Genomic DNA, 24600 nt, shown 5'->3' with positions numbered 1-24600 from the left:
AGACCTTTCTGTTCAGAACTAAGTTCCGCGCGGATACGTTTTTAGGCCTGAATTTGCAGAAAAATGCTGCAAAGCATTGCAGCCATGAAAAGAAAAGGGGGAGAAGCGATCGCGGGAAAATTTCGTACTGAACAATTTTCGGCAGTGAGTTTTTGCAGATCGACAAAAACTTGTTTGTGACTGGCAATATAAATGAAACAAGGCTGGCTGTTTTGCAAAAACAGCCAGCCTTGAAAGTAATGGGCCGCAAATCTGGGATCCGGGATGCGGCCCCCTTGAGAATGCTTACAATTGTTTCAGCAAAGCCCTGGCTTCATCCGCCTTGGCGAAACCCTTGTTGGTCAACAATTGTTCGATTTCCTTGCGGGCCTTGGCTTTGTCGCCTGTTTTCATCAGCGCCTGCGCATAGTGATAGCGGATATCGGCAGAACCGGGCGCCAGGCCGCTGGCCTTTTGCAACAGCGTCAAGCCACGCGCGGCATCGCCTTTTTCCGCCAGCATCCATCCCAGGGTATCGAGCACCGCGGGATTTTCCGGCGCCAGCTTGAAGGCTTGCTCAGCATATTGCAGGGCGCGCGGATCCTTTTCTTCGCCCAGCGCCCAGGCCAGGTTATTCAGGGCCAGCGCGTTTTGCGGCTCGAGTTTGACGACTGCCTGCAATTGTTCGATCGCCGCCTTGTTTTGCCGGGACACCAGCTTGTAGTTCGCCAGGTACATGCGCACGCGGGTATCTGACGGATTATCCTTCAACCAATGTCCCAGGCGGGCTTCGGCGGCCGGGTTCTTGCCAGCCTGTACCAGTGCGCCATGCAGTTTCACGGATAGCAAGCCGCTCGGTTCGATTGCGGCGCCACGTTCGTAGGCGCCGACCGCCTGCGCCGGCTTCTTCTGCGCCATCAGGATATCGCCTTCCAGCGCATGGCCAGCAGCCAGCCTGGCATGTTGCTTTTGCACCTGGCGGGCAATCGCCAGCGCGTCCTCGAAGCGTCCCTTTTGCACGTCGATGCCGGCCATGGCCAGTTGCGCCGGCAGGAACGCCGGATCGAGTTGCTGTGATTTTTTCAGGGCGGATGCGGCTGCCACCTCGTCTTTCAGCATCAGGTTGATGGTGGCGATACGGTACTGCAATTGCGCCGATTCTGGCTGCAATGCCGCCAGCTTGCCGAAGCTCTCCAGCGCCGCGCGCGGCTCGCCACCGGCCGATTGCGCCTCGGCCAATATCCCGAGGAACTTCGGATTGTCCGGATGCGCGCTTTGCAGCTTGGCCGCCAGCGTCAGCGCCTTCTGCTTGTCGCCCAGGCGCAGGTAATGCGTTACCAGCAGTCCTGCCGGCTGCGCCTCATCCGGATGCTCGCTGACGGCACGCTCCAGCCAGGTCCTGGTTTCTTCATTGTTGCCTTGCACCACACCCAGGCCGGCCAGTGCAATCATGGCTTGCAGGTTTTTCTTGTCGTGCTCCAGCAGCGCAAGGTAGCGCTTTTTGGCTGCCTCCGGCTGCTTGTTCTGCAGGTCGAGTTGCGCCAGGTTTTGCACGGCGGGGAAATAGGACGGCTGCAGCGCCACCGCCTTTTCAAAGCTCGCACGCGCATTGGCGAGCTCCTTGCGTCCCATGTACACCCCGCCCTTGATGTTCTGGACGAGCGGATTATCCGGCTGCTCCTTCTCCAGCCTGAGCACCGCGATCAGGGCCTTGTCGTATTCCTTTTGGCGCAGATGCGTCATGACCAGCAAGATGCCGGGTTGCGCGGCTTTGACATCGAGGCTGGTGGCCTTTTCCAGTTCGGCGATGGCGCGCTCGTTATCGCCCTGCCCCAGCTTGCTCATGCCGAGGGCCGCATGCACCCGTGCCGTGTTCGGCGCCAGCGCATTGGCCTTTTCAAAGTATTCGGTGGCCTTGCCGAAATCCTTGGCTTGCATGTGCGCCTCGCCGGCCAGCATGAACAGTTGCGGATCCTTTGCATCGTCTTTCAAGGCAGGCGCCAGCGTCGTGATCGCCCTTGGCGCCTGGCGGCTGTTCAGCAAGGTCGAGGCCAGCAGCTTGCGCGCGTACAGGTTGTCCGGATTCTGCTCCAGATATTTTTTCAGATGCTGTTCGGCCTGCTCGCTGGAGCCCAGTGCATATTGCACGGCGCCCGCCAGCAACACGCTGGGCATGTGCTCGGGCGCGGCGCGCAAGACCTGCTGCAGCGACTCCAGTGCCACGGCATGCTTTTTCTCGCTGAAGTCGAGCAAGGCCTGGGTATAGAACACCAACAGGCCATTGGGATTGGACTTTTTGGCGGCCTCGATATCGGCCTGGGCTTCCTTGAGCTTGCCGCTGCCGATTGCGACATAGGCGCGGGCGATGTGGGCGCCGGCGTCACCCGGCTTGATTTTCAAGACCTCGCCATATGCCGCCAGCGATGCATCGATGCGGTTCTGCGCGCGCTCGAGGTCGCCCTTGAACAACCACGCTTCGACATGTCCGGGATTTTTGGTCGTCGCCTGTTCCATCAACTGGTTGGCGCGGGCGATATCCTTTTGCGAGAGCGCCAGACGCGCCAGGCCAATCAGCGCCTCCGGATGGTCGGGCGTGGCCTGCAAGGCCGCTTCCAGCGACGCGCGCGCCTGTTCGACCTTGCCCAGCGCCAGGTAGGCGCTGCCACGCAAGCTGGCGATGACGGCATTGCCCTTGAGATCAACAGCTTGCGTTTCATCCAGCACTTTTTGATACTGCCCCTGCATCAGCAAGGCCCTGGCGAAGTCAGGCCGCACCTGGGCCGCATCCATGCCGAGACTGACGGCCTTGCTGAGTTCCTTTTCCGCCGAAGGGCCGTCGCCCGTCTTGAGATAGATGGTGCCGAGCAGGTATCTTGCCTCACGATCGCCGGGGTTCTTTTGCAAGGCATTCTTCAACTGGATGATCGCCGCCTTGTGCTCGCCCTTTTGCTCATACTGCTTTGCCTCGGCCACCAGTTTTTGCACATCGCCCTTGCCGCATCCAGCCAGGCTGGCGCCGAAAACAATCGCCACCGTCAGGGCGGCAAGAGACATGGTTCGCTTGTTTTTGATCGTTGACATAATCTTTTAACCCGGACAATATTTTCAGAAATGCAACACACTGTTCGCGAGATTACACCATTTTTCCCAGCTTTCCCAGAGCAATGTATGCCTGAGGAAACACGGGGGCAAATTGCATTGCCAGTCAGAAATATTGATAAGTGCAGAAGCTCAGCTGGCCTCACTCAGCTGGCCTCAGTTGACCTCAGTGGGTCCCAGCTGCCTCAGCCGGCCGGATGCAGGCGCCGCCACAAGCCTTTCAGCCCGCGACCGCCAATGTGACGCGCGGCCGCAAGCAAGCCACGTGCGGTGCGCAGATTGAAGGCAATCATCCCCCAGCGTTCGCGGCGATGCGACATCCAGTCGCGCTTGTAGGCATCGTCACCGGTCAGATAATCGACTTCCCTGACCCGATCGACGTCGATGACATGCTGCATCAGGTGCGCCGTCAGGATCGAGCCGATCGACAGGGGCGCGAAGCGCGCGTCATAGGCAAGCTTGTAAATCGACGCCACGCCGTGGCTGACGATCCACAACTGGGCCGCCGCCGGCCCGCCATCGACATAGGCCACGCCCAGGCGCAGCCAGCCCTGTTGCGCGCACATCCGGATCAGGCCGGGAATGAATTCGGGATACGCCTCGGCCGACTTCCAGCTGGAACGATAGACGCGTTCAAAGGCGGCAATGCCTTGCTCCGCATCCGCCGTATCCGCCAGGATCGCGATGCGCACATCGTGCGCCGCCGCCAGCTGGCGGGACTTGCGCGCCAGCGTATTCTTCAGCCGGGAAGGCAGGCTTTCGGCATATTCGCGGTAACTTCGCCCCGCTACTTCCAGGTACCAGTTGCCGAAGCAGAAATAGGTTTGCACCGCCATGCCAGCCTGGCGGAAAGCCGCGACGCACATGCCGAAGGACGGCGCCTGGAGCGCCATCGGCTGCAGATTGACCACATCCCAGGCCGGCGCTTCGCTGGCGATGGCCTGCGCCAGCCTGAAAAAATCCTGCGGGGATGGCGCAACGCCACCCGCCAGCGCCGGGCCGAACAGCGAGGAATAAAAATTGGCGCAGCCAGCCAGCTCGCGCGCGCCAGCCACCCCTGCCGCCGTTTTCCGATGGGTCAGTGGCAGTGCCAGGCGCACCGCGCCGTCGCCGGCCGCGGATTCGATCGCATAGATGCGCAGCCCCCGATCCGCCAGCGCGGTACTGTGAAGATTGGCAAGCCAGGGCAGGCTGAAAAACAATCCTGCCTCGTCCGCCGCCCCGGCAAACAGCGCCAGGCAAGGCGCCGGCAGCGCGTCGAAGCCGAAATGGACTCTGACCCTGTTTTCCATGGCTACAGCCAGCGCGCCTTGCGAAAGCGGATATACAGATAGCCGCATACCGTCGTCATCAGCACCAGCGCGGTCGGATAGCCGTATTTCCAGTCCAGTTCCGGCATCGCCTTGAAATTCATGCCCCAGATGCCGGCGAAAGCGGTGGCCACTGCGAAAATCGCCGCCCAGGCCGCGAGGCGCTTGTTGACCACGCTCTCGTCGATGGCCACCATCGACAGGTTGACCTGGATCGCGGTATTGACGGTGTCGCGAATGGCCTCGATCGAATTGTTGATGCGGTACAGGTGGTCGTAGACGTCGCGAAAGTAATTCTGCGAATGCTCGAACAAGGGCGGCACGCGCCCGCCGAACAGCTTGCCGGCCGACTCCATCAGCGGCGACACAACGTGCTTGAGCACCGTGACCTTGCGCTTCAACTGGTACAGGCGCTCGATGTTGGAGCGCTCGGAAGCCTGCTCGAACATGCGATCCTCGATCTCCTCGAGTTCGGCCTCCAGCGCCTCGATCACCGGAAAGTAGCGGTCGACCACCGCGTCCATCAGCGCGTACACGACAAACGCAGGACCATGACTGAGCAGGTGCGGCTCGCGCTCGGCGCGTGCGCGCACGCCGAGAAAATCCTGATGGCTGTGGCTGCGCACCGACAGCACGTAATTCTCGCCGATAAAAATATCGAGCTCACCGACCTGCAGCGCGCCCTCGACCAGCTCGACCGTCTTCACCACGATGAACATCGAGCTGCCATACTCCTCGACCTTCGGGCTCTGGTGTCCGTGGTGCGCATCCTCCACCGCCAGCTCGTGCAAACCGAATTCCTGCCGCATCACGTCCAGCTCGGCCGGCTCGGCATCCTTCAGCGCAACCCAGACGAAACAATCGCCGCGCGCAATGTAGCTGCTGATTTTGTCGACCGGGATATCAGCGATCTTCCGGCCTTTCTGGTAGGCGGCGCAATTGATCAGCATGGGTCCCCTTTCACGTTTTTTGCGATTATAGGGGCAAACCGGCACCAGGCGATGCCCGGGCCGCCTTCATCCTGCCATCATCCTGCCATTAAGCCGCAGCCTGATCCAGCAGGCGCGGCAACGGTCGCACCCGCACCTGCCCCTTGGCCAGGGCGCGCACCAGTATCTTGTAGGTATCCACATCGAACGCCGGACGCGTCCGCGACTGCTCAAGCAGCGACCACACATCCGCTTCCGCACTGGCGCTGCCGAGGTAGCACCAGTTGTGCACCACATGCGCCTCCTCGCGCGAACCGTCGGCCGCGGTCTCGATGAGGGCGACCGGCCCCGCATGCGGCCAGGTGACCAGTTTCAGGCTGGCCAGCGCCGCCTGCAGCCGCGCCTGGTGCAGCGCCTGCGGCTCCTTGCCGACGCAGGCGCCGCGACAGCGCCGTAATTGATGGGCAAAGCACGGCTTGCCGGCCTCGACCCGGCTTTCCAGCCCAAGCTGCACCAGGCACAGCTGATGCGACTCGGCGATGTCGCGCAGGCTCGCCTCGGCCTTCTTGCGCGAACTGAACAAACCGTACAGGCCTTCTGCCGCACCAAAATCCATATCGCTGGCATTGACCAGCACCGGCTGCGTTGCTCCATCCTCCTGTGCCCTCAACTGCCAGGCGCACAAGCCCCGCTGGCGCCGCAGCGCGCGGTTGTGAATCGGCTGGCGGTCCTTGATCAATTGCGCCTCCAGCAGCAGCGCGCCGAGCTCGCCGGCGGTTTCGCGCCACTCCAGCCGATGGATCTGCTGTGACATGCGCATGTCCTGGAACAGGCGGTGGTCGCCGTTGAAATGCGACAGCACGCGCTGACGCAAATGCACGCTTTTTCCCACATACAGCAGCGCATCGTTTTCGCCGTAAAACAGATACACGCCCGGCGTATCCGGGATATCGTCCAGCACTTCCGGCGCCAGATGGGTCGGCGTGCTGGGGCGCTGCAGCAGTTGCGCCAGCGCCTGCTCAAAGGTGTCCGGGGCAATCTCGCGTGCGAGCTTGCGCCAGAGCTGCCACAGCAGATCGGCGTCAGCCAGGGCGCGGTGGCGGCCCAGCGCCTGCAGCTGATGGCGCTGAACCAGGGCATCGAGATTATGTTTGGCGTATTCGGGAAACAGCTTGCGCGACAGCTTGACGGTGCACAGCACTTCAGCGCGCAGGCTGTGGCCTGCGGCCTTGAAGGCATTGCGCAAAAAGCCGTAGTCGAAGCGCGCATTGTGGGCAATGAACAAGCCGCCCTGCAGGCGCGCCAGCACCTCTTCGGCCAGCTCGCCAAACACCGGCGCGGATGCGACCATGGCGTCCGAAATGCCGGTCAGGCTCTGGATGAAAGGCGGAATCGGGATTTCCGGATTGACCAGCGTTGACCAGTGCGAAACCTGGTCTCCCTGCACTTCGACGATGCCGATTTCGGTGATGCGATCGACGATGGGATTGGCGCCGGTCGTTTCAAGATCGACAAATATGAGTTTTTCGTGTTTCGGCATGTAAGTGTCTGACAATATCCTGCTGCAGTATAACCACAGAAAGACCTGTCCTGCCGGTGCTTGGTTCCCCGCCCTGCCCCATCGCCATGCGCCCGGCCATTCAATCCGGCCGTGTCATGCGTTCCGGCTGCACCCAGCGCTGGAATTCCTCTTCGCTCACAAAGCCCAGCGCCAGTGCCGCCTGCTTCAGCGTGGTGCCGTCGTGATGCGCCTGCTTGGCGATCTGCGCGGCGCGGTCATAGCCGATGTGCGGCGCCAGCGCGGTCACCAGCATCAGCGAGCGCTCCATCAATTCGGCGATGCGCGCCTGGTTGGCTTCAATGCCGCGCACGCAATGCTCCTCGAAACTCGCCATGCCATCGGCCAGCAGGCGCACGCTCTGCAGGAAATCATGCGCGATCATCGGCTTGAAGACGTTCAGTTCGAAGTTGCCGGAGGCGCCGCCGATGTTGACGGCGACATCATTGCCGAACACCTGGCAGCACAACATGGTCAGTGCTTCGGCCTGGGTCGGATTGACCTTGCCCGGCATGATCGAGCTGCCGGGCTCGTTTTCCGGAATGCTGATTTCGCCTAGGCCGGAACGCGGTCCGGATGCCAGCCAGCGCACATCGTTGGCGATTTTCATCAGCGCCCCGGCCAGGGTTTTGAGGGCGCCGTGCGCAAACAGCAAGGCTTCGTGTCCCGCCAGCGCGGCGAACTTGTTGATGGCACTGGTGAATGGCAACTGCAGGCGTTGCGCCAGCTCGGCGGCGACGCGGTCGCCGAAATCGGCCGGCGTATTCAGGCCGGTGCCCACCGCCGTACCGCCCGCGGCCAGTTCATGCAGCAGCGGCAAGGCGGCGGCAATCGCCGCCTCGGCGTGCCCAAGCTGGGCGACATAGCCGGAGAATTCCTGCTCCAGGGTGAGCGGCGTGGCGTCCTGCAAATGGGTGCGGCCGATCTTGACGATGCCGGCGAAATCGCTTGCCTTCTGTGCCAGCGTTGCTCTCAGTTGGCGCAGCGCCGGCAGCAGCGCTTGCGTGAGCGCCACGCAGGCTGCCACGTGCATGGCGGTCGGAAAAATATCGTTGGAGGATTGTCCGAGGTTGACGGCATCGTTGGGATGCACCAGCCGCTTTTCGCCACGCTCACCGCCCAGAAGTTCGGAAGCGCGGTTGGCCAGCACTTCATTGACATTCATATTGGTCTGGGTGCCGGAGCCGGTTTGCCAGACGGACAGCGGAAACTCATCCGGATGCTCGCCGACGATCACCTGGTCGGCGGCCTGGCGGATGGCGTCGGCTTTGGCCTGGTCGAGCCGTTGCAGGTCGGCATTGACTTTGGCGCAGGCACGCTTGACTTCGACCAGGGCGCGGATCAGTTCCGGCGGCATGCGCTCGCTGGAGATGTGGAAGTGTTCGAGGGAGCGCTGGGTTTGGGCGCCCCATAATTTATCGGCGGGGACGGCGATGGGACCGAAGGTGTCGCGTTCTTCTCTTGTGTCCATCATGGTTACCAGCGTCGAATATTAAAAACATTATAGGTCACCAGATCTTGGCGGCCATTTTATTCTGGCAACATTGCCACTTATTTCCATTGAAGATTTAGATGAAAATCAATGTCGTTGCTTTCGTCGCCATTCGATGTCAAAGGGACAGGAACGCCGCTCTTTCGCGTCTTGGTGCCGCTTGTCAACGATAGATGTTGCATAAAACAAAAGGGACGATCATCTGATCGTCCCTTTTCCCAAGTCGGCTGTGAGGTTCTGGCAGACGCGGTTACTGTTTGTACCAGTACGTCCGCTTCAGTTGCTTTTTGCCTTCTTTGCCCGCATCGCAAGTTTCAAGGGCCGAGGGAACGCATGGCGGCTTCGCATTAGGGTCATTAGGATCACTTGGTGGCTGGCTGCAGCCCATGCAGTATTCCCGTTTTTTCCCGGAAGCGTCCATGGTGACCCCCGCCGTCGGACTTGGCGGAAAGCCACCACCATGCAATTCATTGGCGTAATACTTTGCTGTAAAGGGATCAAGACCATACGACCTGGCGATCCCCAGTCCGGCATCGCAGGAGTACACACCTGGCGGCGACGGCTGGTTTGTCCCGAAATAAGCAGTGCCACCGACAGTCAACGGCGCATTCACCAGTTTCTCGCCTTCGGCGAAATCCAGGTAATAGCCTCTGTCAGCACTGCTCAGGCTGTACAGATTGGTAGTGGCATCAAACAAGCCGTCCGAATTCGAATCATGCGTAATGGTGGTCTGGCTGCCGGCATCTTTGCCGGTTGCCAGGTCCTTCAACATGTAAAACCGGTTCGGCACTTTATAAGACGAGGTGAGCACCGTGCTATACAGCGGGTGTTCGCGGTCACCCGAACCCAGCATGACTGCATCGAAAGAGCCGGACACGCCTGCTGCGCCGACCGTTACCACGCTGGGCGGATAAAGGAATTTGCGCGGCGTGGTGCCTGAAGCACAGGCGCCCGAGTCGCAACCAAGGGCGGCCAGCTGGCTGACCTTCCAGTTGGCGGGCGCATTGCCTGCAGCCAGTTCGAAATCGACGCGCCAGACATTGCCTCCGACATCGGCTGCATATACACGATCCACCCGTCCATCCATATCCCGGTCCAGTATCGTGATATCAGAGGGCATGCTGTACTTCATGCCCACGACCGCGCAGACAGTCGGCGACGTTCCGGTGCAACTGGTCGTAGAGGCACCCGTTGCGGCAGCCTTGGCGCTCCAGATGACCGCGCCGGTCATTGCATCCACGACAAAGATGCCGCGTCCCATGCTGTCGACGCCAGGTGCCGCATAGTGCGGTTCCGAATCCTGCGCAGTGTCGTAGCCTGCGGCGAAAATCAGCACCGGCTTGGCGGCACCCGCGTTATCGGTATAGCCTTTTAAGAGGGCAATCCGCGGCCGGGACCAGGTCTGACCCAGTTCCTCATAATTGGTATCGCAAGCAACCGGCGTTCCCCGGCAGCCCTTGTTCCACAAGACCTTGGGGTCCGCCGGGTCGGTCACATCCATTGCATAGATGAAGCGGCCGCCGCGGCGCATCGACAGATAGATGATCGCCTTGTTGGTGGTGCCGTCTGCATTAAGCTTTTGATAGACGCCGGTAGGCCCGTCGACAAAGTAATCTTTACGCTGTGGCGTCGGGGTAATCGCATCGGACGTTGTCGGGAACTTGAGTTCGGGGCTGTTAATGCGCAGCCGGTTCAGCTTGGAATAATGCTCGGGCAGGATCAGCCCCCACATTTCTCCGCCTGCCAGTACGCTGCCGATAGCGGTGGTTTGATTACCGTTAATGGCTCGGAACACGCCATCATTGGCGCCATAGAAGACCACGACTTTCGGCGATACGCCGCCATAGTTGATCACCAGCGGACGCGAATGGAGCACGTCGCCATGGATCGATGGCCGCACATTGCTAACAGCGGTACCGGGACCCTTTTCATCGCCGACATTGTCTTCGCCGCGCACCCAGTTGATCAGCGTAGCTGCATCGATGCTGCCTGCCTTGGCGGCCGTGATGGTGCCTGTGGCAGTCAATGCCGGCGTGACGACAACCTGATAGCTGAACTTGGTATTCGAGATGTAAGACACGGCGAAGCTGCCGACATAGGCCTCTTCGTTAGGGCCGGCGTTGCCGCTGATCGAGACCGTTTGTCCAGCCGTGAACGGATGCGCTGTGCTGGAAGTCGCCGTGACGGTGGTGCCGTTGCGCGCCAGCGTGACCGGATAAGGTATGCCGGTATCGACACTGGTCGAAACCGTCGCCGCATCTGTCACTACCGGCGGGGAAATCAAGCTCGAGGGGAAACTGGTGAAGCAGAAGCTCTTGTTGGGCGTGCCTGCGATTATCGTTTGCACCATGCTTGAGCTTGCCGCATTCCAGGTCTGGGTCGTAATGCTGCAGCTGGCGCCGATACCGGTGATCGCATAGCCGGTTGAACTATTGTATTCGTTCATGGTGACGCCGGAAATCTTGGCAAGCGTGGCCGCGCCAGCAGAAAACACGGCGGGCAAGCTGCCATTACCGTTAATGCTGGCAGTCACCATCACGGTATTGCCGCTGCGGTAAATACTCTCAATGCTCACGCAATTCTTGGCATTGCCGTTCGTAACGCACCTGTCGCCTACCCATGCCTGTGCATTCGCTCCCGGAGATGTGCCCGGGAAGGCAGGTGTTTCGGTAATCACATACTGGAATTGATCCGTCCCCAGAACCGCGGTAACGGTTGCCGACACATTGTATTGGGCGTAACTCGCGCCAGTAATCGTGACATTTTGCCCGACCGTATAGCCATGCGCAGGCGCCGTTGCAGTGACGACGGCATTCGGTGTACCTGCCCCCCGGGTCAGACTGGTGATACTTTTGCTGGAAACACCCGGCACCGATGCCGTGAACGTGCCGGTCGGGGAAGCGGGCGGATATTCCGGTACGGTATAGGTAAATGTAGTGTCATTTACTTTAGTAATCGTAAATGTGCCGTTGTAGGGAATCTGGTTAGCGCCCCCAATGGAAATCTGGTCGCCGGTCACAAAGCCATGATTGGCCACAGTGACCACCGTGGCCGTGGTGCCAGCGCGCGTCAATGACGACACGCTGATCCCGGCTACGCCGCCGAATTTTGCTGCAGTAATTACGGCATTGGTAGGCGCGAATACATTCGAGGCATGCGTCAACGCTGCCTCGCAAGACGCTCCGCTCGGACAGTAGGTATACAACTTGCGCGGATTGTTTGCGCTGCCTGCCGTCGCCGAATAATTGTTGTTCAGATTGGCAAGCCGCAAGCGTTGTGCAATACCGCCTTTTTCCACGACTTCACCATCCGGGCTGTCATAGGATTTGCCGGAACCTTCGCCGCTCGGCGCATTTCGCCAGAACCCCCCCCCTAGGTCGGGCTCGACCGCCAAGTCTTTTTTAGTCCAGAAACTCGCCGCATTGGGGTCGATAAAACCGGTGCCGGCGGAGCTGAGTGCAGACTGCGCCGGCGACCGATTGTCGGCCAAAATCAGCCTTCCACTATTGTCATCGTATTTGAACTGATATTGCTTGAGATTGCCCGACCATCTTGGACTGCCAGCACCATCCGGACGGAACATGCCCATATACACCTGGTTCAGGAAAGTACCCTGGGTATTGACGCTGATGGGCAAGCTGGCAGAAGCGAAAACGCTATTTACCGCCTGTACTTCATTCAGCACGGACAGTAATGCATTTTTTACTTCGGAAGCATTCCCCGTTTGAAAGTACTTGCCGCCGCCGTAGCTGGCCATGTTGCTTAACAAGGCAGGATAATCGGGCTTGCAGGAATTGGTGCCATTGTTGATGACGCCGATCGTATAGGTGATGATATTTTGCGAACCGGTGTAGCCGCTGAGTCCCGTCGAGAAGTCCGTTTCATTCATGTAGCGGGCCCATTCATCGGCCCAGTTTTCCGACCAGTTGTTGCTATTGCTGGTGGCCGCCAGAGAGTCCACGCCGCAGGTCATGGTGTTGAATTTTATGGTATTCGACAGCTTGATTTTCTGCGCGGCCGATGCCGCCACCTGCGCGGAATACAAGCCGTCGCTGCTGTTTTCCGGACCGGGATTCGGGTCGCCGGGGCTGGCGGCATTATTGAATGAATTGCCGATAAAAATAATGAAATTGCGCTGGCATCCGGTGGTTAGTAGCGATGCCCCGTAGTTTTTGCCGGACATGCCCGTTTTGCCATGGTAGTAGGCCCAAGCCTCCTGCATCGCACTACCGGTTTTCTGGTTGTTGGTCTTGACATTAAATTCCGTTGAGCTATTGCTACCGGAAGATTTCCAGGATTTGATAAACTGGATGAATGCAGCCTTGTTCGCAGAATTCATCAAGGTCAGCGGCTTCACCAGACAACCACCGGCATCGCCGATACAGGGGCCGACACCAGGCGCGGCACCGCTGGTAAAGCCATTCGCGTTGTAGACCATGATGCCGATATTGACAGTACTATCCGGCAAGCTTTCAATGGCATCGACCAATGCGCATTGCTCTACCCCGCCCGCCGTGGCGCCCAGCGATGGCGCGCCGCCCGATCCGTAAGCGGTACAGGGCGCTGCGGCGCTATTTGAAAAATTCGCGCCGGTATCCATCACCAGCAAGACGTTGGGCATGCCAGCCGCATTGATCGCACTGTAGAGGTCGATATCTTCGGACATGCCGGCAAGCGGATAACTCAGCAATGATGCCAGCATACTTGCCGCAATTAATCGAGTCGGTTTCATGATCAGTCCTCCAGAACGCTTGCCTGCGAATGTGCGTTTATTACAATTAAAATTTTGATGTGAAAAGCGCCAACTCAGCATGAAGTTGGCTTATACGAGCGCTTTGCAACACCCTGTTGATGCGTTACGGCTGCACCGGTACTGGTATCGGTCACCGATGCCCTGACATTCCATTGCTGGTCATTGCATTTGGTGAGTTTGGCGACAGGCTTGCCCTCGGAATCGAACAAGTCCAGCGGATCGTTTTCACCGATACAAAGCTTGTCGTCTTCTTTTGTGATATCCAGGCCAGGATCGTTGCTGAACACGGGCGTCGTATTCAGGCATGAAGGTTTTTCCACTACCACAGCATAGGTCGCCAAGCCGGTGTCGATATTAATGGTTTGGCTGGGCGTCACAATGGTCGTGAAATCGACTGGGTTATTAATATCGATGACTTGTTCGATTGCCTGCTGGGCGGCCGACGACGCTTCATCCTTCACCTGCATGTTGCCGGTAATGCGCAGGTTGGTGTTGCTGGACATGACTGCCGAGATCACCAAAATGGTGAGAACGACCAGCATGATCAGGCTCACTACCAGGACTGCGCCTGACTGGCTACGCTTTGTGCTTTGCATGCTCATTCTTCTCTCCGGCCGCTGGGATTAACGGCACGCACCACCTGGCTGAACACGTGACGTTTGTAGCCATCATTGGTTGCCGTGGTTTCAGCTGCCAGGCCCAGCTTGTACGTCTTCGTATCCTGGTATCTCGCACTTGTCTCATTGTTCCGCGCCAGCAGATTCACCCGGACGGTCATCACATCGGCCCAGTCGGCCAATGCAGTTGGCGTGGTCTTGTATTCGTCCGGAGCACCGTCGCCGCTACTGTCAATACCGTAATCCAGCTGCAGATTTTCAATGCCTTCCACCAGGGGAAGCAGATTAAAACCGGCGACAGTGCCCACCAGGCCCAATTCAAGGCGTTTCAAGGTTGGCACCGGATTGCCGTTATCGTCGCTGCTGGTACATGTTGCGCCGCTCATTGCATTGCATGGACTGACAAAATAGATATGCACCAGAAACTTGCGCAGCCTGGCGACCGTGCCATTCAGATTTTTGAGGTTGAACACTGAAGTATCGGTGCCCGTCGCAAGCTTATAAGTCAGAATCGACGTCACCGGATCAAGGCCGGTTTGCAAATAAATCTGATTTGCTACCGCACTTGCCACAGGAATGCTGGCGGTGTCGGTGTGACGAACCACCAGAATATCGGTTCCAGGCACATGGTTTGCGTCCGGCAGGCAGGCAGACAATGGTGCAGGCACCGGATCGGGCGCGTCATATCCCTGGATATGGAACGTAAACGCGGTTTCCAGATCGGCGGGGTCGAGTTCGCAGGGGTCGGGCAAGGCGCCTGGAATTGTCGTCGGCTTGAAAAATTCACCGATGTAACCGGCAAGCTGAATATCATCACGCAAAAGTTGCGCAGCATAACGCCCGTTTTCAATCTGGCGGCTGGACTTTTCCATCTCGTTTCGTGTCGCGCTTTGCTGGACGATCAGCGTGGTGATGCCAGCCACCAGCAGGAGGCCGATGGTGACCGCGATCATCAGCTCGACCAGGGTGAATCCCGACTCGCGCCGCAATGGCGATGCGTTGCGCGATGACTTGCGCAGGCACTGGGGCGGACTTGCTTTTTTGTCTGGGCGCGTCATGATCATAAACTCAAAGTAGCAATCTGCAGTGTCGTGCTGACCACGCGGCGATGGTTCTCGTTGTTGTACTGGTTTTTGCCGCAAGCCACGGCACTGGGCGGGGCAACACTGTCGCCCAGGCCTTGCCACGCTACGCTGATGCGATAAACGTTTGCGGCGGCATCGAAACTGACACAGCCGCGCGCGCCGATCATGGCACCCACCTTGTTGATGCCTGAGAGCTCGGCAGAACCTTTCAACATATCGTTCCAGTCTTTCATGTCCTGGATCGCTGTCGCTTGCTGCTCTGTGGTGCCACTTGTGCATGTCGGCGGTGTCGCCGTGGTATTCACACCGGTGCCAAGATAGGGCGTGCCGCTGGCGCCGTCACTGGTCGCATAACAGGAGGCCACCTTGCGATTGGCATTGATGCGGCCAACCATATCCTGCAGCAGGAGCAGTGCTTGCGCGCGCTGATACGATTCCGTTTCGGCGCGCTGGCTTTTCATCATCATGCCCGCCAGTCCCAGCAAGCCCACCAGCAAAATCACCAGCGTCACCAGCACCTCGATCATGCTGAAGCCTTTTTCCATCCCTTTGACTTTAATGAAAGCGTCCATCAGCAACTTCCTTTTTTGGTACTGGGCACGCCACTCAAACCTACCGTCACACAACGGGCACTTGAGCCGCCTGTTACCGCAAAAGTCGAGCTCACCCCCCGGTAAGGCGGCCGCTGCCACCGTAGGTAACGCTGTTAGCGGATCCTGCTATCGCCAAATTAGCAAACGCATCCTGGGTGCCCAGCGTAACCGCCCCGGTGACAGTAGCGACTGTCCAGCCATCCTGCCAGCCGGTGTTAACCTTTTGCACCCGGACTTCAGCATTGCGCTTGATTGCTTCGCTGCGCGCCAGCGTCAACGCATAGAAAATCTGGCTGGAGGCTGTTTTAACGCGCTGATTCAATACGAAGTCGCGAAAAGAAGGAACGCCGACCGCCAATAAAATGGCGGCAATCGCCAGTGTCACCATCAACTCCACCAAACTGAAGCCGAGACTGCGCCCATTGCGGCCAAATGCAGCCGGCGGGAGCGAGGTTGCGCGCTTATTGGACTTGGTTCCCATGATTTTCTTTACCAGCATTGAGCAACGGTCCCGGTGCCGCCGGAGATGCCTTTTGCCCCCGTGTGGTCCAGCGTTAAGGTCTTGCATTTTGTATCCCGGCCGGCCTGAATGTCCTTGGGGGTGGCGGTGATGGTGTACGTCGGCAGTCCCGCGTTGTTGGACGTAACCGCGACCGTGTAGTGACCGCTGACTTCAGCGGGCGGATTGAATGCTGGCGTCGTTGCGGCTGTCAGCACATGGGGGCAGCCGGCGGTATTCGTGCAAAAGTAGCTGCGCGCATCCAACAGGAACTGTGCCTGCTGGTTTGCCAATCCCAGCATGTAGGTTTGCGCTGCGGCGCGGTGGGAGCGGACGAGATGTTGCGTGTATGAGGGATAGGCGACTGCCGCCAGTATGCCGATAATTGCCACTGTCACCATCAGCTCGATTAACGTAAAACCATCGTCACCCTGAGTTTTCATGATGTGTTTAATCGCTCTATTAAATTGTTAATTATTGTTTCCCATTGGAAACACTGGAAATTTAGAACATTTTTATAAATTTCTCCAGGAATTTCGCCAAATTTTTCTGTGAACTCGGATTGACGGCAGAAATATGACGATCAACGGTTGCATTTAGGCATGTTTTTACACATGGATGGGAAAGGCTGCTGGCGCGACAACGTGTTCGTCGAGCGATTGTGGAAATCGATTAAATACGAGGAGGTTTACTTGCGCGCGTACGAAACGGTGAGCGCGGCACGCGACGGCATTGGGCGCCATCTGGCGTTCTACAACAGCCGGCACCCACACAGCGCGCTTGACGGCACGGTGCCAGATGCGTTCTACTATGACAATCTTCCGGCCCTTCGGCAGGCCGCGTAGATGAGGGCCCGGGCTATCCACCGCGCCGCACGCTCTTGCCCTGCGCATGGGGCGGCGAGCGGTGCCATGGATAACCCTACTTCACAAAGCCCCACTTAACGACAGCAAATTGCTGTCCAAACAAACTGGGCCACCTCTCTTTTACGCGTATTGATCGATGCACGTGGAAAAGTTCATTCTATTTTTGCGGAAAAATCAACTGCAGATAAAGCAACAGAAGAAGAAATTATTTTGCAATTTTACAATTCCGTTTATCAACCAGGCGAGATAAACGGCAGAGCAGTCAATAGTGAAATGTACATCGAAGTAGAAACGTAAGCGATTGAAAATGCCTACGTTCCTATTCGCTACTCATTGAATTCTTGTCAAGTTACTTCCCCCAGCACTCCGCCACGCTGCCACCTGATCCTTGTACTCCGGTATACGATAAGGTGTAAGTACCGCACGCATCGCTGGTCATCGAACCCGTTGGCGTTGCTGAAAGCGTAAAAGTTTGCGCAGGTGCAGTCCCCATCTCCACTGTGATGTTATATTTCGCCGCCCCACTTTCAGGGCTTTGTCTCTTAGGCAAGGTAGCGCTGGTAATTTCAACGTCCGCGCTGGTACGGTCATAACGATTAGCCGTCGTAAAATTCCTCTCAAGAAATTGAGCATCTTCAAGCAATATGGCTTTTACAGCCGCACGATTGCTACGTTGAACGTATTGCGTGTAGCTAGGATAAGCAACTGCAGCAAGTATGCCGATCACAGCAACTGTAATCATCAATTCAATCAGTGTGAAGCCTTGGCTTGTGGCTCGTTGCATATTCAGAGTCCCTATAAACGATTATCACTTGGGGAAAATTTGTCGCCACGAGGAGCGCGGTTTTCCATTCGTGCCTTTTTCATTGATGACTACGACACTACCAGCAGTACCGCTCCCCACTTTGTATTCTTTTTCGCCCGCGCTGATCACGGTCGGCGCCTTCATCAATCCTTCATCCCCTAGTTTGATTGAGCTTGCCGGATTCGAAGTTGCGCCATTCGGGCCGTAAACCGCATTGTCCGCGGCGTTGTATAGCCCGTCGTTATTCGGGTCAAATACGCTGTAGGACAACCGCCCGCCCGACAAGGCATCAAGCTCCGTGATCCAGCTATAGCCGCCTTGAGCACACACTGCGGAAGAGGGAACGATAGAAGTCAAAATCACTCTGCCGTGTCGCAGCAAGGGCACCGCCACAATTCTTTCGCCAAGATTAGCCGGACTGACAGGACTGGCCGGAGCGGCAGCAGACAACAAATCCAGATACCATCCGCGTTTCGCGCTGCCTCCGGTATATGCCACCGCATTATTGCTGGCGACGCGGACCAGGCTCGAATCCGTGCTCGTACGGGCCCCTTCGTAGACAAAGGTTTGCGGTTGCAATGAATCGCGTCCGGTGTTACCAGGCGCAATCTTGTTGCCGGCGTCAAGAATGCCATAGGCAGTCTGGGTGGCCGTCACGCCTACATCCGTATTGCCTAAATAGCTGCCCGTGCCGAAATAGACCATATAGCCAGATACACCGCCAGGTGCGGCGCCAATTTCCAGGGCGCCCGTGATCGGCTGCTCGACCGCCACGCTCGGCGAACCACTGATGATTTGCGCTTTAAAAAGAGGTGCCGGAACAGCGTTATTACCATTACCGGATTGGTATGCGACTTCCCAATTGCTGGCAGTCGTCGATGACATATCGAACTTCCAGACATTGCCTCGCAGATCTCCGGCATAGATCACATCAACGATGCGGTCACCATTGGTATCGAGGAGTGCCGGTTCGGACATCCCATTATCCGTGCCAACTCCGGTATCAATTTTAATAACGGGAAGGTTTTGGGATTTGTCGAGAGGAACCAGGAACAATTTCGCTTTGCCTAACGAGCTGTTATAACCATTGCCGAATATGGCATACCAATGGCCATTATTCATGCGCGCGACGTGCGCACGGCTCATGATCATGCCAAGATCAGTCGCATCCGTGAATTCCCAGATAACCTTGGAAGCGTCGAAATTATCGGGGTTGGTAATATCCAGCGCAAAGACCCCCTTGCCCCCTGCTCCCAATGTACCTAACAAAACGGTTTTCCACCCTCCCAAGTAGGCGTCGCCGGAGTTGGGAGAGCCATCAACGTAAAAGCGGTGCTGATAGTTAGGCTGGGCCAGCGCACTCAAATTCGGAATAACTGCATTGGGTACATAGGCAAAAATTTCGTCGCCACCCCCGTCGACTGCGGTATTGGCAGCATTAATGGCATGAAGCATGCCGTCATTTACGCCAACATAAAGCATTTTCTTCCGGGTGGTTTTGATACCGGTGCGGAAAGTCGTGTATTCGGTCTTCTGTGCAGCCAATAACCCACTGCCTGGCTGATCGTAGCCATAATTTTCAGCTGCCACATAGTGCGGATCGGAATTCACAATATCCCCCATGCGGCTGGAACGCGCACGGTAAATGCCATTGGTTTGGTTTTTCTCCTTGCTTTGGTCGCCCCGAATATAATTCAAAATATCCGCACTGCCGATCGCGGTTTGTTGCGCAGCGGTCACCTCGCTCGAAAGTACCGGATTACTCCAGTTGAAATCCAGGCCCGAGCCATTAGCGTCATTCCACGTAGTGCCATTCCAGGTTTTAATGTTCCGGCTCGCCGCGGCTGGAATATTTGCACTGGCTGACCAGCTGGCAGTGCCGACCGTGCCGGTCGAACTCAACGGCATCGCCTTGAGGTCCCCGGTCCAGGCTGGGCTGTGAAAGAGCGCCTGATAGACATGCGTATCCGTATTCAGCCTGGTTGAGTTACTGGCGATTGCAGCAGCCGAGGCATCAGCAACGGCGGCTTCCTCGAATACCTTGCCAAGAGCGTCAAACAGCCCGGCCGGGTTGGTCACCTTGAAATAATTATCGGGTATGCCGTCCGGTTGATCCTTGTTAGCCCCGCCGCCTGTCAGGTCCGAATTGGCCTTGCCATATTTTGCGGCATACAACAGCGGGCTTTCGAGCAACTTTGCAGCCGAGGCGCCGACACTAAATGTCCGGGCGGTTGGCGGCGTTACCGTAGCGGGAGCAGGAAGGGATGTGAAATTCTGGCCCCCGGGGCGCAGAATATCGAGGTGCGTACCGTCGGCGGAGCTCCCAGTCACGGTATAGCCAAAGCGCAAGGCATGGCCGGCAGCAGCATAAGTTGCCTGGGCTCGGATTCTTAATTGATTAGACGCGACTCCCAAAGCCGGATCACAGGCGGCTCCCACACAGAAGTCCAGTTCAGCAACCCCGTCCATATCATAGTCATTCCCCCAGGTGGAATCTTCCCAAGAGACTTCAATGGAACCCGCCGGCGCTCCGTTTACCATTCCATAACTCAGGAAGCGCATGTCCGTCAGCGAGCAAACGCGCCAGCCGGTAGTGGCGGCAGTGGCAGAACCGCTGGAGTTCGCCATACATGCCGGGAGAAAAGTGATTTTGCCGCCCGCCACTGGTATTTCAAGTTTTGGCAGCGTTTCGGCAAGCGCTACCGTATAGACTTCCATTGGCTGGCGTGCCGCGCGCGCCAGATTGGGATTGGGACTGTTGGCCCCCACCGCGCATTCCGTTTTGTCTGATATTCCGGGCGCAAATCGATCGATTGATTGGAAAAAGCCAGTCCCGCAATGTGATAACCGCCCTTCAGGCTTGGAATCTCCGGGCAGATGCCGGAAGCGTCGCTCAAGTTACTGGTAGTGCCATCGGCGGTCAATGCCTTGCCGGTGCACTGGTCATCTGTGGTAGTGACAGTGCCGTTACTGCCAATTAGATAAGTATTCGTACCATTTTCAAGTATCAGCTTGCCGACTGTATTTGTTGAAGCGACGACGTCAAGGTTGGCAATGCCATGTCCTGTCAGTTGGTCTCGGTCAAATGAATTCAAGCCTGTCGACAACACCACGGTGCTGGACAGCGCACACCACTGATCATTCGGCAAGGGATCTTGCCAGGTCACTTTGGGCAAGCTAGGTAAATGCGTTTGCTCATCGGTCGTCGTATCAAATGCTGTGGTCGGCGCTGCTTTACCAGCCAGATAACGTATCGCCTCCAGATACATTTCGGCGAGAGGATTACCCCAGTCGACACACTGACCGTCGGCAAATGTCAATATTCCGGGAGAGTTACAGCCATTTTGGTGCGTGTTTGCGCCATAATCCCATCCAGAAACTCGTATGCGGTTAACGGTATTGATGATGCCGGCATCACTGGTGCCCTGGTTAATGAATTGCCCGGTTGAGGAGTTAACTTCATTATTTGCTGCAGTTAGATTATTGGTTAACCAGGAGGTATTTTTACGCAATACTCCGCCTGACTTGTTTTTGGAATAACTGCCGGTTAAAAGCCCAAATTGCACCCTGGAGAGGGCCTCCTTTTCGCCGTATTTTTGCAGCAAGCCTGTTGGCTTGCGGTTGGCGCCATAGGCAGTGCAATTATCTTCAAGCATGCCCGTCACGCACACTGCCACCCGCGCCGTCAGGTCTGCCGCCAATGTGGCGGGCCGACCTTCACTGGCGGTGTTACTGGTCCCGCACTGATTCAGGGCAGTCATTGCCCACCGCGGAAAAGCACCATAGGCCACCTGTATTTGGGGTGCCGCTGTCGTGGCCCGGGACATGCCACTTGAACGTGTCGCATTACAAAATGAAACAATCGCCTGGTTATAAGGGGTGTATCGCAACATTTCGGTTGCGCCGCCGGCAGGAGCAAACGTCTTGCTGAAGGCATGCACATCAGACGGGAGCATGGCGCGTTCCAGCACCGTTTTCCCGACTGCGCTCCCGCCATCATCATCAGTAGACCGCAATCCGCCATAAAGGGTCTTTCGAAGCACGTCCATGCGCGTCATGCTGACCCAGTTCAGGAAATTGCCGCTCCACTGGCTGCTGCAGTGGTGACTATTCGCTCCTGCCGCAGAGCCTGCGGGCTCGAAACGACTGTTGGCGTACGTGTAGCATTTTTTACTATCGAAATAACCATAATAATCAATAGTATCGGTATACGTTATGTCCAATACACCGTCGTTATTGAGATCGGAATGGTCGCTGTAGGCTTTTTTCGACAGTTCGTGGTCACGCGACATCACCAGCATGATGCGCGGGTCGGGCGGATTGAGAAACACCGGCTTCTGGGCGATATCCACTGACATGGCGGTGGGCGTCAACACGCAGAACGATGCCGCCAGAATCAAGGCTTGAATTGGACGCATGATTTTCATTCGTTATATTTTTACAATATCAGCGACGATAGGTTGACTGGAGATATACCTTTGCGTTAGGGCTGGCTCCCGCCCCGCGCACGGTGATTCTGTATATTCCTTTTTCTTCAATAGCGCCCATTTTCAGGCTGCCTCCGGACTCAGGCACAGCCGCCATTTCTTCGATTACATACCGCGGATTGCCAGACGTCCCCTCGAGGGTGCCAGAGTATGCAATCGAACTCGTGCCCCAGTTATGCGTGGAAAGCCAGTATTCATCATTTCGAACCGCAGCCGTCAGATGAGCTCCCGATGTACTGAACGCCGGGAGCGTGGCGCCATTCAGGACGTCTTCTCCGGCCCTTATAGCGGCTTCGGCAGACTGAAACGCAATATCGATGTCACGCGCGTTACCTGCCATTTTTTCTTCCATAATCGTGGTACGCATGCTGGCGACCGCGAGCAAGGTCAGGATCACCATAATGATCAAGCCCGTAATGAGGGCAGCGCCACGCTGTCTTTGTGAAAAGACCATCAATAATCTCCGTCAGGGCAAGCGGTTGCGCAAGCCAACCGTGGTAGTGAAAACCTGGTATAGGCGACGGTCGGTCGCGGTCACCGTAGCACCGTTAAAAACATATCGTTGCGCTGATGATGCGACGTTATTCTCTGCACTGGCCATCAGCAAGTGAATCCGCGCAGTCACCACCTTATCCCAGTCCGCGCCTACTGAGGTCGCGGTAAGATAGCTATCTGCGGCGGAATCACCATTGGTGTCGACGCCATACTCGATTTGCATATCCTCGACGTTATCAGCCAGTTCAACCGGCGCATCCGCGCTGGTCGGCCCCGAGCGGAACAGGGCCCGCTTGCTTGCCGGGTTAACTCCGACGAAATAGCTATATTGATCTATTCTCGACACGATGGCATCGGTACCATATTTGCCAAGTCGATTCCCGGTATTGGTGCTGTTTGCATGTGTCAGCGTCGTTATATTTACCACTCCGGGCAGAGTGGCTGCGCCCGGATTATTCGTAACCTTGAACGTATCTGCATGAGTGCAGTTAGTGACGGTCAGGACATCGCCTTGCGCAAACCCGTAACGGTTATCCGCAATTTTCAGGTTTGCATTGGAAGGCTGGCCATCCTCAGTAACTGGCACGCCTTCCCTGAACATCCCTCTGATCGAAATGGTGTCCCCTGCCGGGCGCGTGATGCCACCGATCGCCGCAGCAGGTGACACATAGTCAAGGCCTGAAACAGCGTTCGCAGTCGTGATGCCTTCCGCCGGCGCGTTTGCAATGACTGTGACTGTCATGTTCTGCAAGTTACCGCAGCCGATATATCCTGTCATGCGGACGTGACGGGCCATGTTATCCAGTGCATAGCGCGCGTTTTCCTGCAGACGCGACATATTGTCCGTAGCCCGGAATACCTGGTTACTACCCAAATACAGATAGCTGACCGCGAGGACAACTATGAAGCCGATGGTTATCGCAACCATCAATTCAATTAAACTGAAACCCGATTGGCCCTTGAAAAACAACAGGCTGCGCTCTTGTTTTTTCATAGCTGTGTATCCACACGAAACTGTTGCGTAGTGCTGCCTTGACTCCCCCGAGCGTCGTTCCATTGAATGATCACGGTGGCAGCGCGCGAAGCAGGTGTTACTGCAATCGAACCATCACCTGCCGGCAAAGTCCGACCAAGCAAGGTTTTCCAGCTGTTGACGTCCGTGCCCGCCATACCCGCAGAAGCAGATGTTGCCAAGCCAATGGCGATGACGTAGTTATTCGTTCCCGATAACGCAACCGCACGGTTTGCCCGCATCCTGTCTATCATGTCATTCGCCAGCCAAACCGCCTGGGTGCGATGGTAGGCGCTATGGTTATTGCGCATACTCGTTGCCATTAACCCGGCCAGTCCCAAGAGGCCAATTGCCAGCACCAGCATTGCAATCAGCACTTCAATCAGGGTAAATCCTTTTTGCCGCATTTTTCCTCCTCAGGTACATGCAGTGGCAGGCGGTTTTTGTACACGCACGCGGCCGGACGGCGCAATTTGAATGTCCCGCCCGACGACTGCTGCAGGGCTGGGCGGGCACAGCGAAACAAGGCGGTTTGCCGTCAACGAAGTTGCGCCGGAAGCAGTAAACGACACATAACTTGCGACGTCATTGGCACTCCCTGCCAGCCGGCTGTTTCCGGTTAAAGCACTGAATGCGCGAAGCACAACGTCCGCATTTGCTCCCGTCCCGTCAACCGTCCCGGCAGTAGTTCCATCTACAAACACGATCCACCCCTGCGCCCAGGTACCGGACGCAGCGCAGGAAGTGTTATTGGCGCTTTTGCATAGACTGACGCGCACACCGCGCTTAATCGCTTCACTGCGCGCCAGCTGAAACGCTGACAATAAATCATTGCTTTGCGCCGTCATGCGACTGTTCAACACAAAGATTCCAAAATTGGGCGCAGCAAGTGCCATGAGAATGGCCGCAATCGACAGCGTTATCATTAACTCAATTAACGTAAAGCCGTTTGTGTGCTTTATATTCATGTGGGCAATGGAAATTTATTGTGAATTCATCATTAACTAGACATTGCTATTTG

General features: G+C 57.0%; 19 protein-coding genes and 1 pseudogene. 2 read left to right on the top strand and 18 right to left on the bottom strand.

Annotated elements, in window-relative coordinates:
* Nucleotides 1-285 precede the first annotated feature (285 nt).
* From prsT to D3878_RS22250, 11 genes are all read right to left on the bottom strand, one after another.
* On the bottom strand, nucleotides 286-3033 hold the full coding sequence (prsT, locus tag D3878_RS22300; RefSeq protein ID WP_233556432.1) for an XrtA/PEP-CTERM system TPR-repeat protein PrsT: 2748 nt from the start codon (nucleotides 3031-3033) through the stop codon (nucleotides 286-288).
* 230 nt (nucleotides 3034-3263) lie between these two features.
* On the bottom strand, nucleotides 3264-4370 hold the full coding sequence (locus D3878_RS22295; RefSeq protein ID WP_158592358.1) for a GNAT family N-acetyltransferase: 1107 nt from the start codon (nucleotides 4368-4370) through the stop codon (nucleotides 3264-3266).
* 2 nt (nucleotides 4371-4372) lie between these two features.
* Nucleotides 4373-5338, bottom strand: coding sequence for a magnesium/cobalt transporter CorA (gene corA / locus D3878_RS22290; RefSeq protein WP_119787461.1), 966 nt, complete (start codon nucleotides 5336-5338; stop codon nucleotides 4373-4375).
* A gap of 88 nt (nucleotides 5339-5426) precedes the next feature.
* Nucleotides 5427-6857: a 3'-5' exonuclease family protein gene (locus D3878_RS22285; RefSeq protein ID WP_119787460.1), complete on the bottom strand. Its 1431-nt coding sequence runs from the start codon at nucleotides 6855-6857 to the stop codon at nucleotides 5427-5429.
* A 100-nt stretch (nucleotides 6858-6957) separates the two neighbouring features.
* A complete protein-coding gene (gene fumC, locus D3878_RS22280; protein ID WP_119787459.1) occupies nucleotides 6958-8346 on the bottom strand; it encodes a class II fumarate hydratase in 1389 nt (462 codons plus the stop codon).
* A gap of 271 nt (nucleotides 8347-8617) precedes the next feature.
* Nucleotides 8618-13099, bottom strand: a complete 4482-nt coding sequence (locus D3878_RS22275) for a PilC/PilY family type IV pilus protein (RefSeq protein ID WP_158592357.1) — start codon at nucleotides 13097-13099, stop codon at nucleotides 8618-8620.
* A gap of 74 nt (nucleotides 13100-13173) precedes the next feature.
* Entirely contained in the window at nucleotides 13174-13716 is a 543-nt protein-coding gene (locus D3878_RS22270; RefSeq protein WP_338016825.1) for a pilus assembly PilX family protein, read from the bottom strand.
* A 2-nt stretch (nucleotides 13717-13718) separates the two neighbouring features.
* Entirely contained in the window at nucleotides 13719-14795 is a 1077-nt protein-coding gene (locus D3878_RS22265) for a PilW family protein (protein ID WP_119788089.1), read from the bottom strand.
* A gap of 2 nt (nucleotides 14796-14797) precedes the next feature.
* A complete protein-coding gene (gene pilV / locus D3878_RS22260; RefSeq protein ID WP_119787456.1) occupies nucleotides 14798-15394 on the bottom strand; it encodes a type IV pilus modification protein PilV in 597 nt (198 codons plus the stop codon).
* A 91-nt stretch (nucleotides 15395-15485) separates the two neighbouring features.
* On the bottom strand, nucleotides 15486-15914 hold the full coding sequence (locus D3878_RS22255) for a GspH/FimT family pseudopilin (protein WP_158592356.1): 429 nt from the start codon (nucleotides 15912-15914) through the stop codon (nucleotides 15486-15488).
* Nucleotides 15905-16357, bottom strand: coding sequence for a type IV pilin protein (locus tag D3878_RS22250; RefSeq protein WP_119787454.1), 453 nt, complete (start codon nucleotides 16355-16357; stop codon nucleotides 15905-15907). Before D3878_RS22250 ends, D3878_RS22255 begins: the two co-directional genes overlap by 10 nt.
* A 156-nt stretch (nucleotides 16358-16513) precedes the next feature.
* Here D3878_RS22250 and D3878_RS22245 point away from each other — a divergent pair.
* Nucleotides 16514-16759: pseudogene (locus D3878_RS22245) on the top strand (integrase core domain-containing protein); the annotation flags it as partial.
* A 150-nt stretch (nucleotides 16760-16909) separates the two neighbouring features.
* Entirely contained in the window at nucleotides 16910-17077 is a 168-nt protein-coding gene (locus tag D3878_RS23945) for an energy transducer TonB (protein WP_158592355.1), read from the top strand.
* Between the two features lie 52 nt (nucleotides 17078-17129).
* Here D3878_RS23945 and D3878_RS22240 read toward each other — a convergent pair whose 3' ends face one another.
* The 7 genes from D3878_RS22240 to D3878_RS22215 are packed head-to-tail and all read right to left on the bottom strand — an operon-like array spanning nucleotide 17130 to nucleotide 24547.
* Complete coding sequence (locus D3878_RS22240; RefSeq protein ID WP_119787453.1) at nucleotides 17130-17564, bottom strand: type IV pilin protein; 435 nt, start codon at nucleotides 17562-17564, stop codon at nucleotides 17130-17132.
* 24 nt (nucleotides 17565-17588) lie between these two features.
* Nucleotides 17589-20303 carry a pilus assembly protein gene (locus D3878_RS24165; RefSeq protein WP_199688229.1) on the bottom strand — a complete coding sequence of 905 codons (2715 nt, stop codon included), beginning with the start codon at nucleotides 20301-20303 and terminating at the stop codon, nucleotides 17589-17591.
* The gene (locus tag D3878_RS24160) at nucleotides 20285-22012 is read right to left on the bottom strand and encodes a hypothetical protein (protein WP_199688228.1); all 1728 of its coding nucleotides are present in this window, start codon (nucleotides 22010-22012) and stop codon (nucleotides 20285-20287) included. The genes D3878_RS24165 and D3878_RS24160 overlap by 19 nt, the downstream gene beginning before the upstream one ends.
* 19 nt (nucleotides 22013-22031) lie before the next feature.
* Nucleotides 22032-22526, bottom strand: coding sequence for a pilus assembly PilX family protein (locus D3878_RS22230; protein WP_119787452.1), 495 nt, complete (start codon nucleotides 22524-22526; stop codon nucleotides 22032-22034).
* 12 nt (nucleotides 22527-22538) lie between these two features.
* Nucleotides 22539-23561, bottom strand: a complete 1023-nt coding sequence (locus D3878_RS22225) for a PilW family protein (protein ID WP_158592365.1) — start codon at nucleotides 23559-23561, stop codon at nucleotides 22539-22541.
* Nucleotides 23558-23986, bottom strand: a complete 429-nt coding sequence (pilV, locus tag D3878_RS22220; protein WP_119787450.1) for a type IV pilus modification protein PilV — start codon at nucleotides 23984-23986, stop codon at nucleotides 23558-23560. The genes D3878_RS22225 and pilV (D3878_RS22220) overlap by 4 nt, the downstream gene beginning before the upstream one ends.
* A 9-nt stretch (nucleotides 23987-23995) precedes the next feature.
* Nucleotides 23996-24547, bottom strand: coding sequence for a GspH/FimT family pseudopilin (locus tag D3878_RS22215; protein ID WP_119788088.1), 552 nt, complete (start codon nucleotides 24545-24547; stop codon nucleotides 23996-23998).
* Nucleotides 24548-24600: the final 53 nt, after the last annotated feature.

Source organism: Noviherbaspirillum sedimenti, from assembly GCF_003590835.1.
GTDB classification, from domain to species: Bacteria; Pseudomonadota; Gammaproteobacteria; order Burkholderiales; family Burkholderiaceae_D; genus Paucimonas; species Paucimonas sedimenti.
Note: the sequence above shows the minus strand (reverse complement) of the source record. Positions and strands in the feature narration are given on the sequence as shown.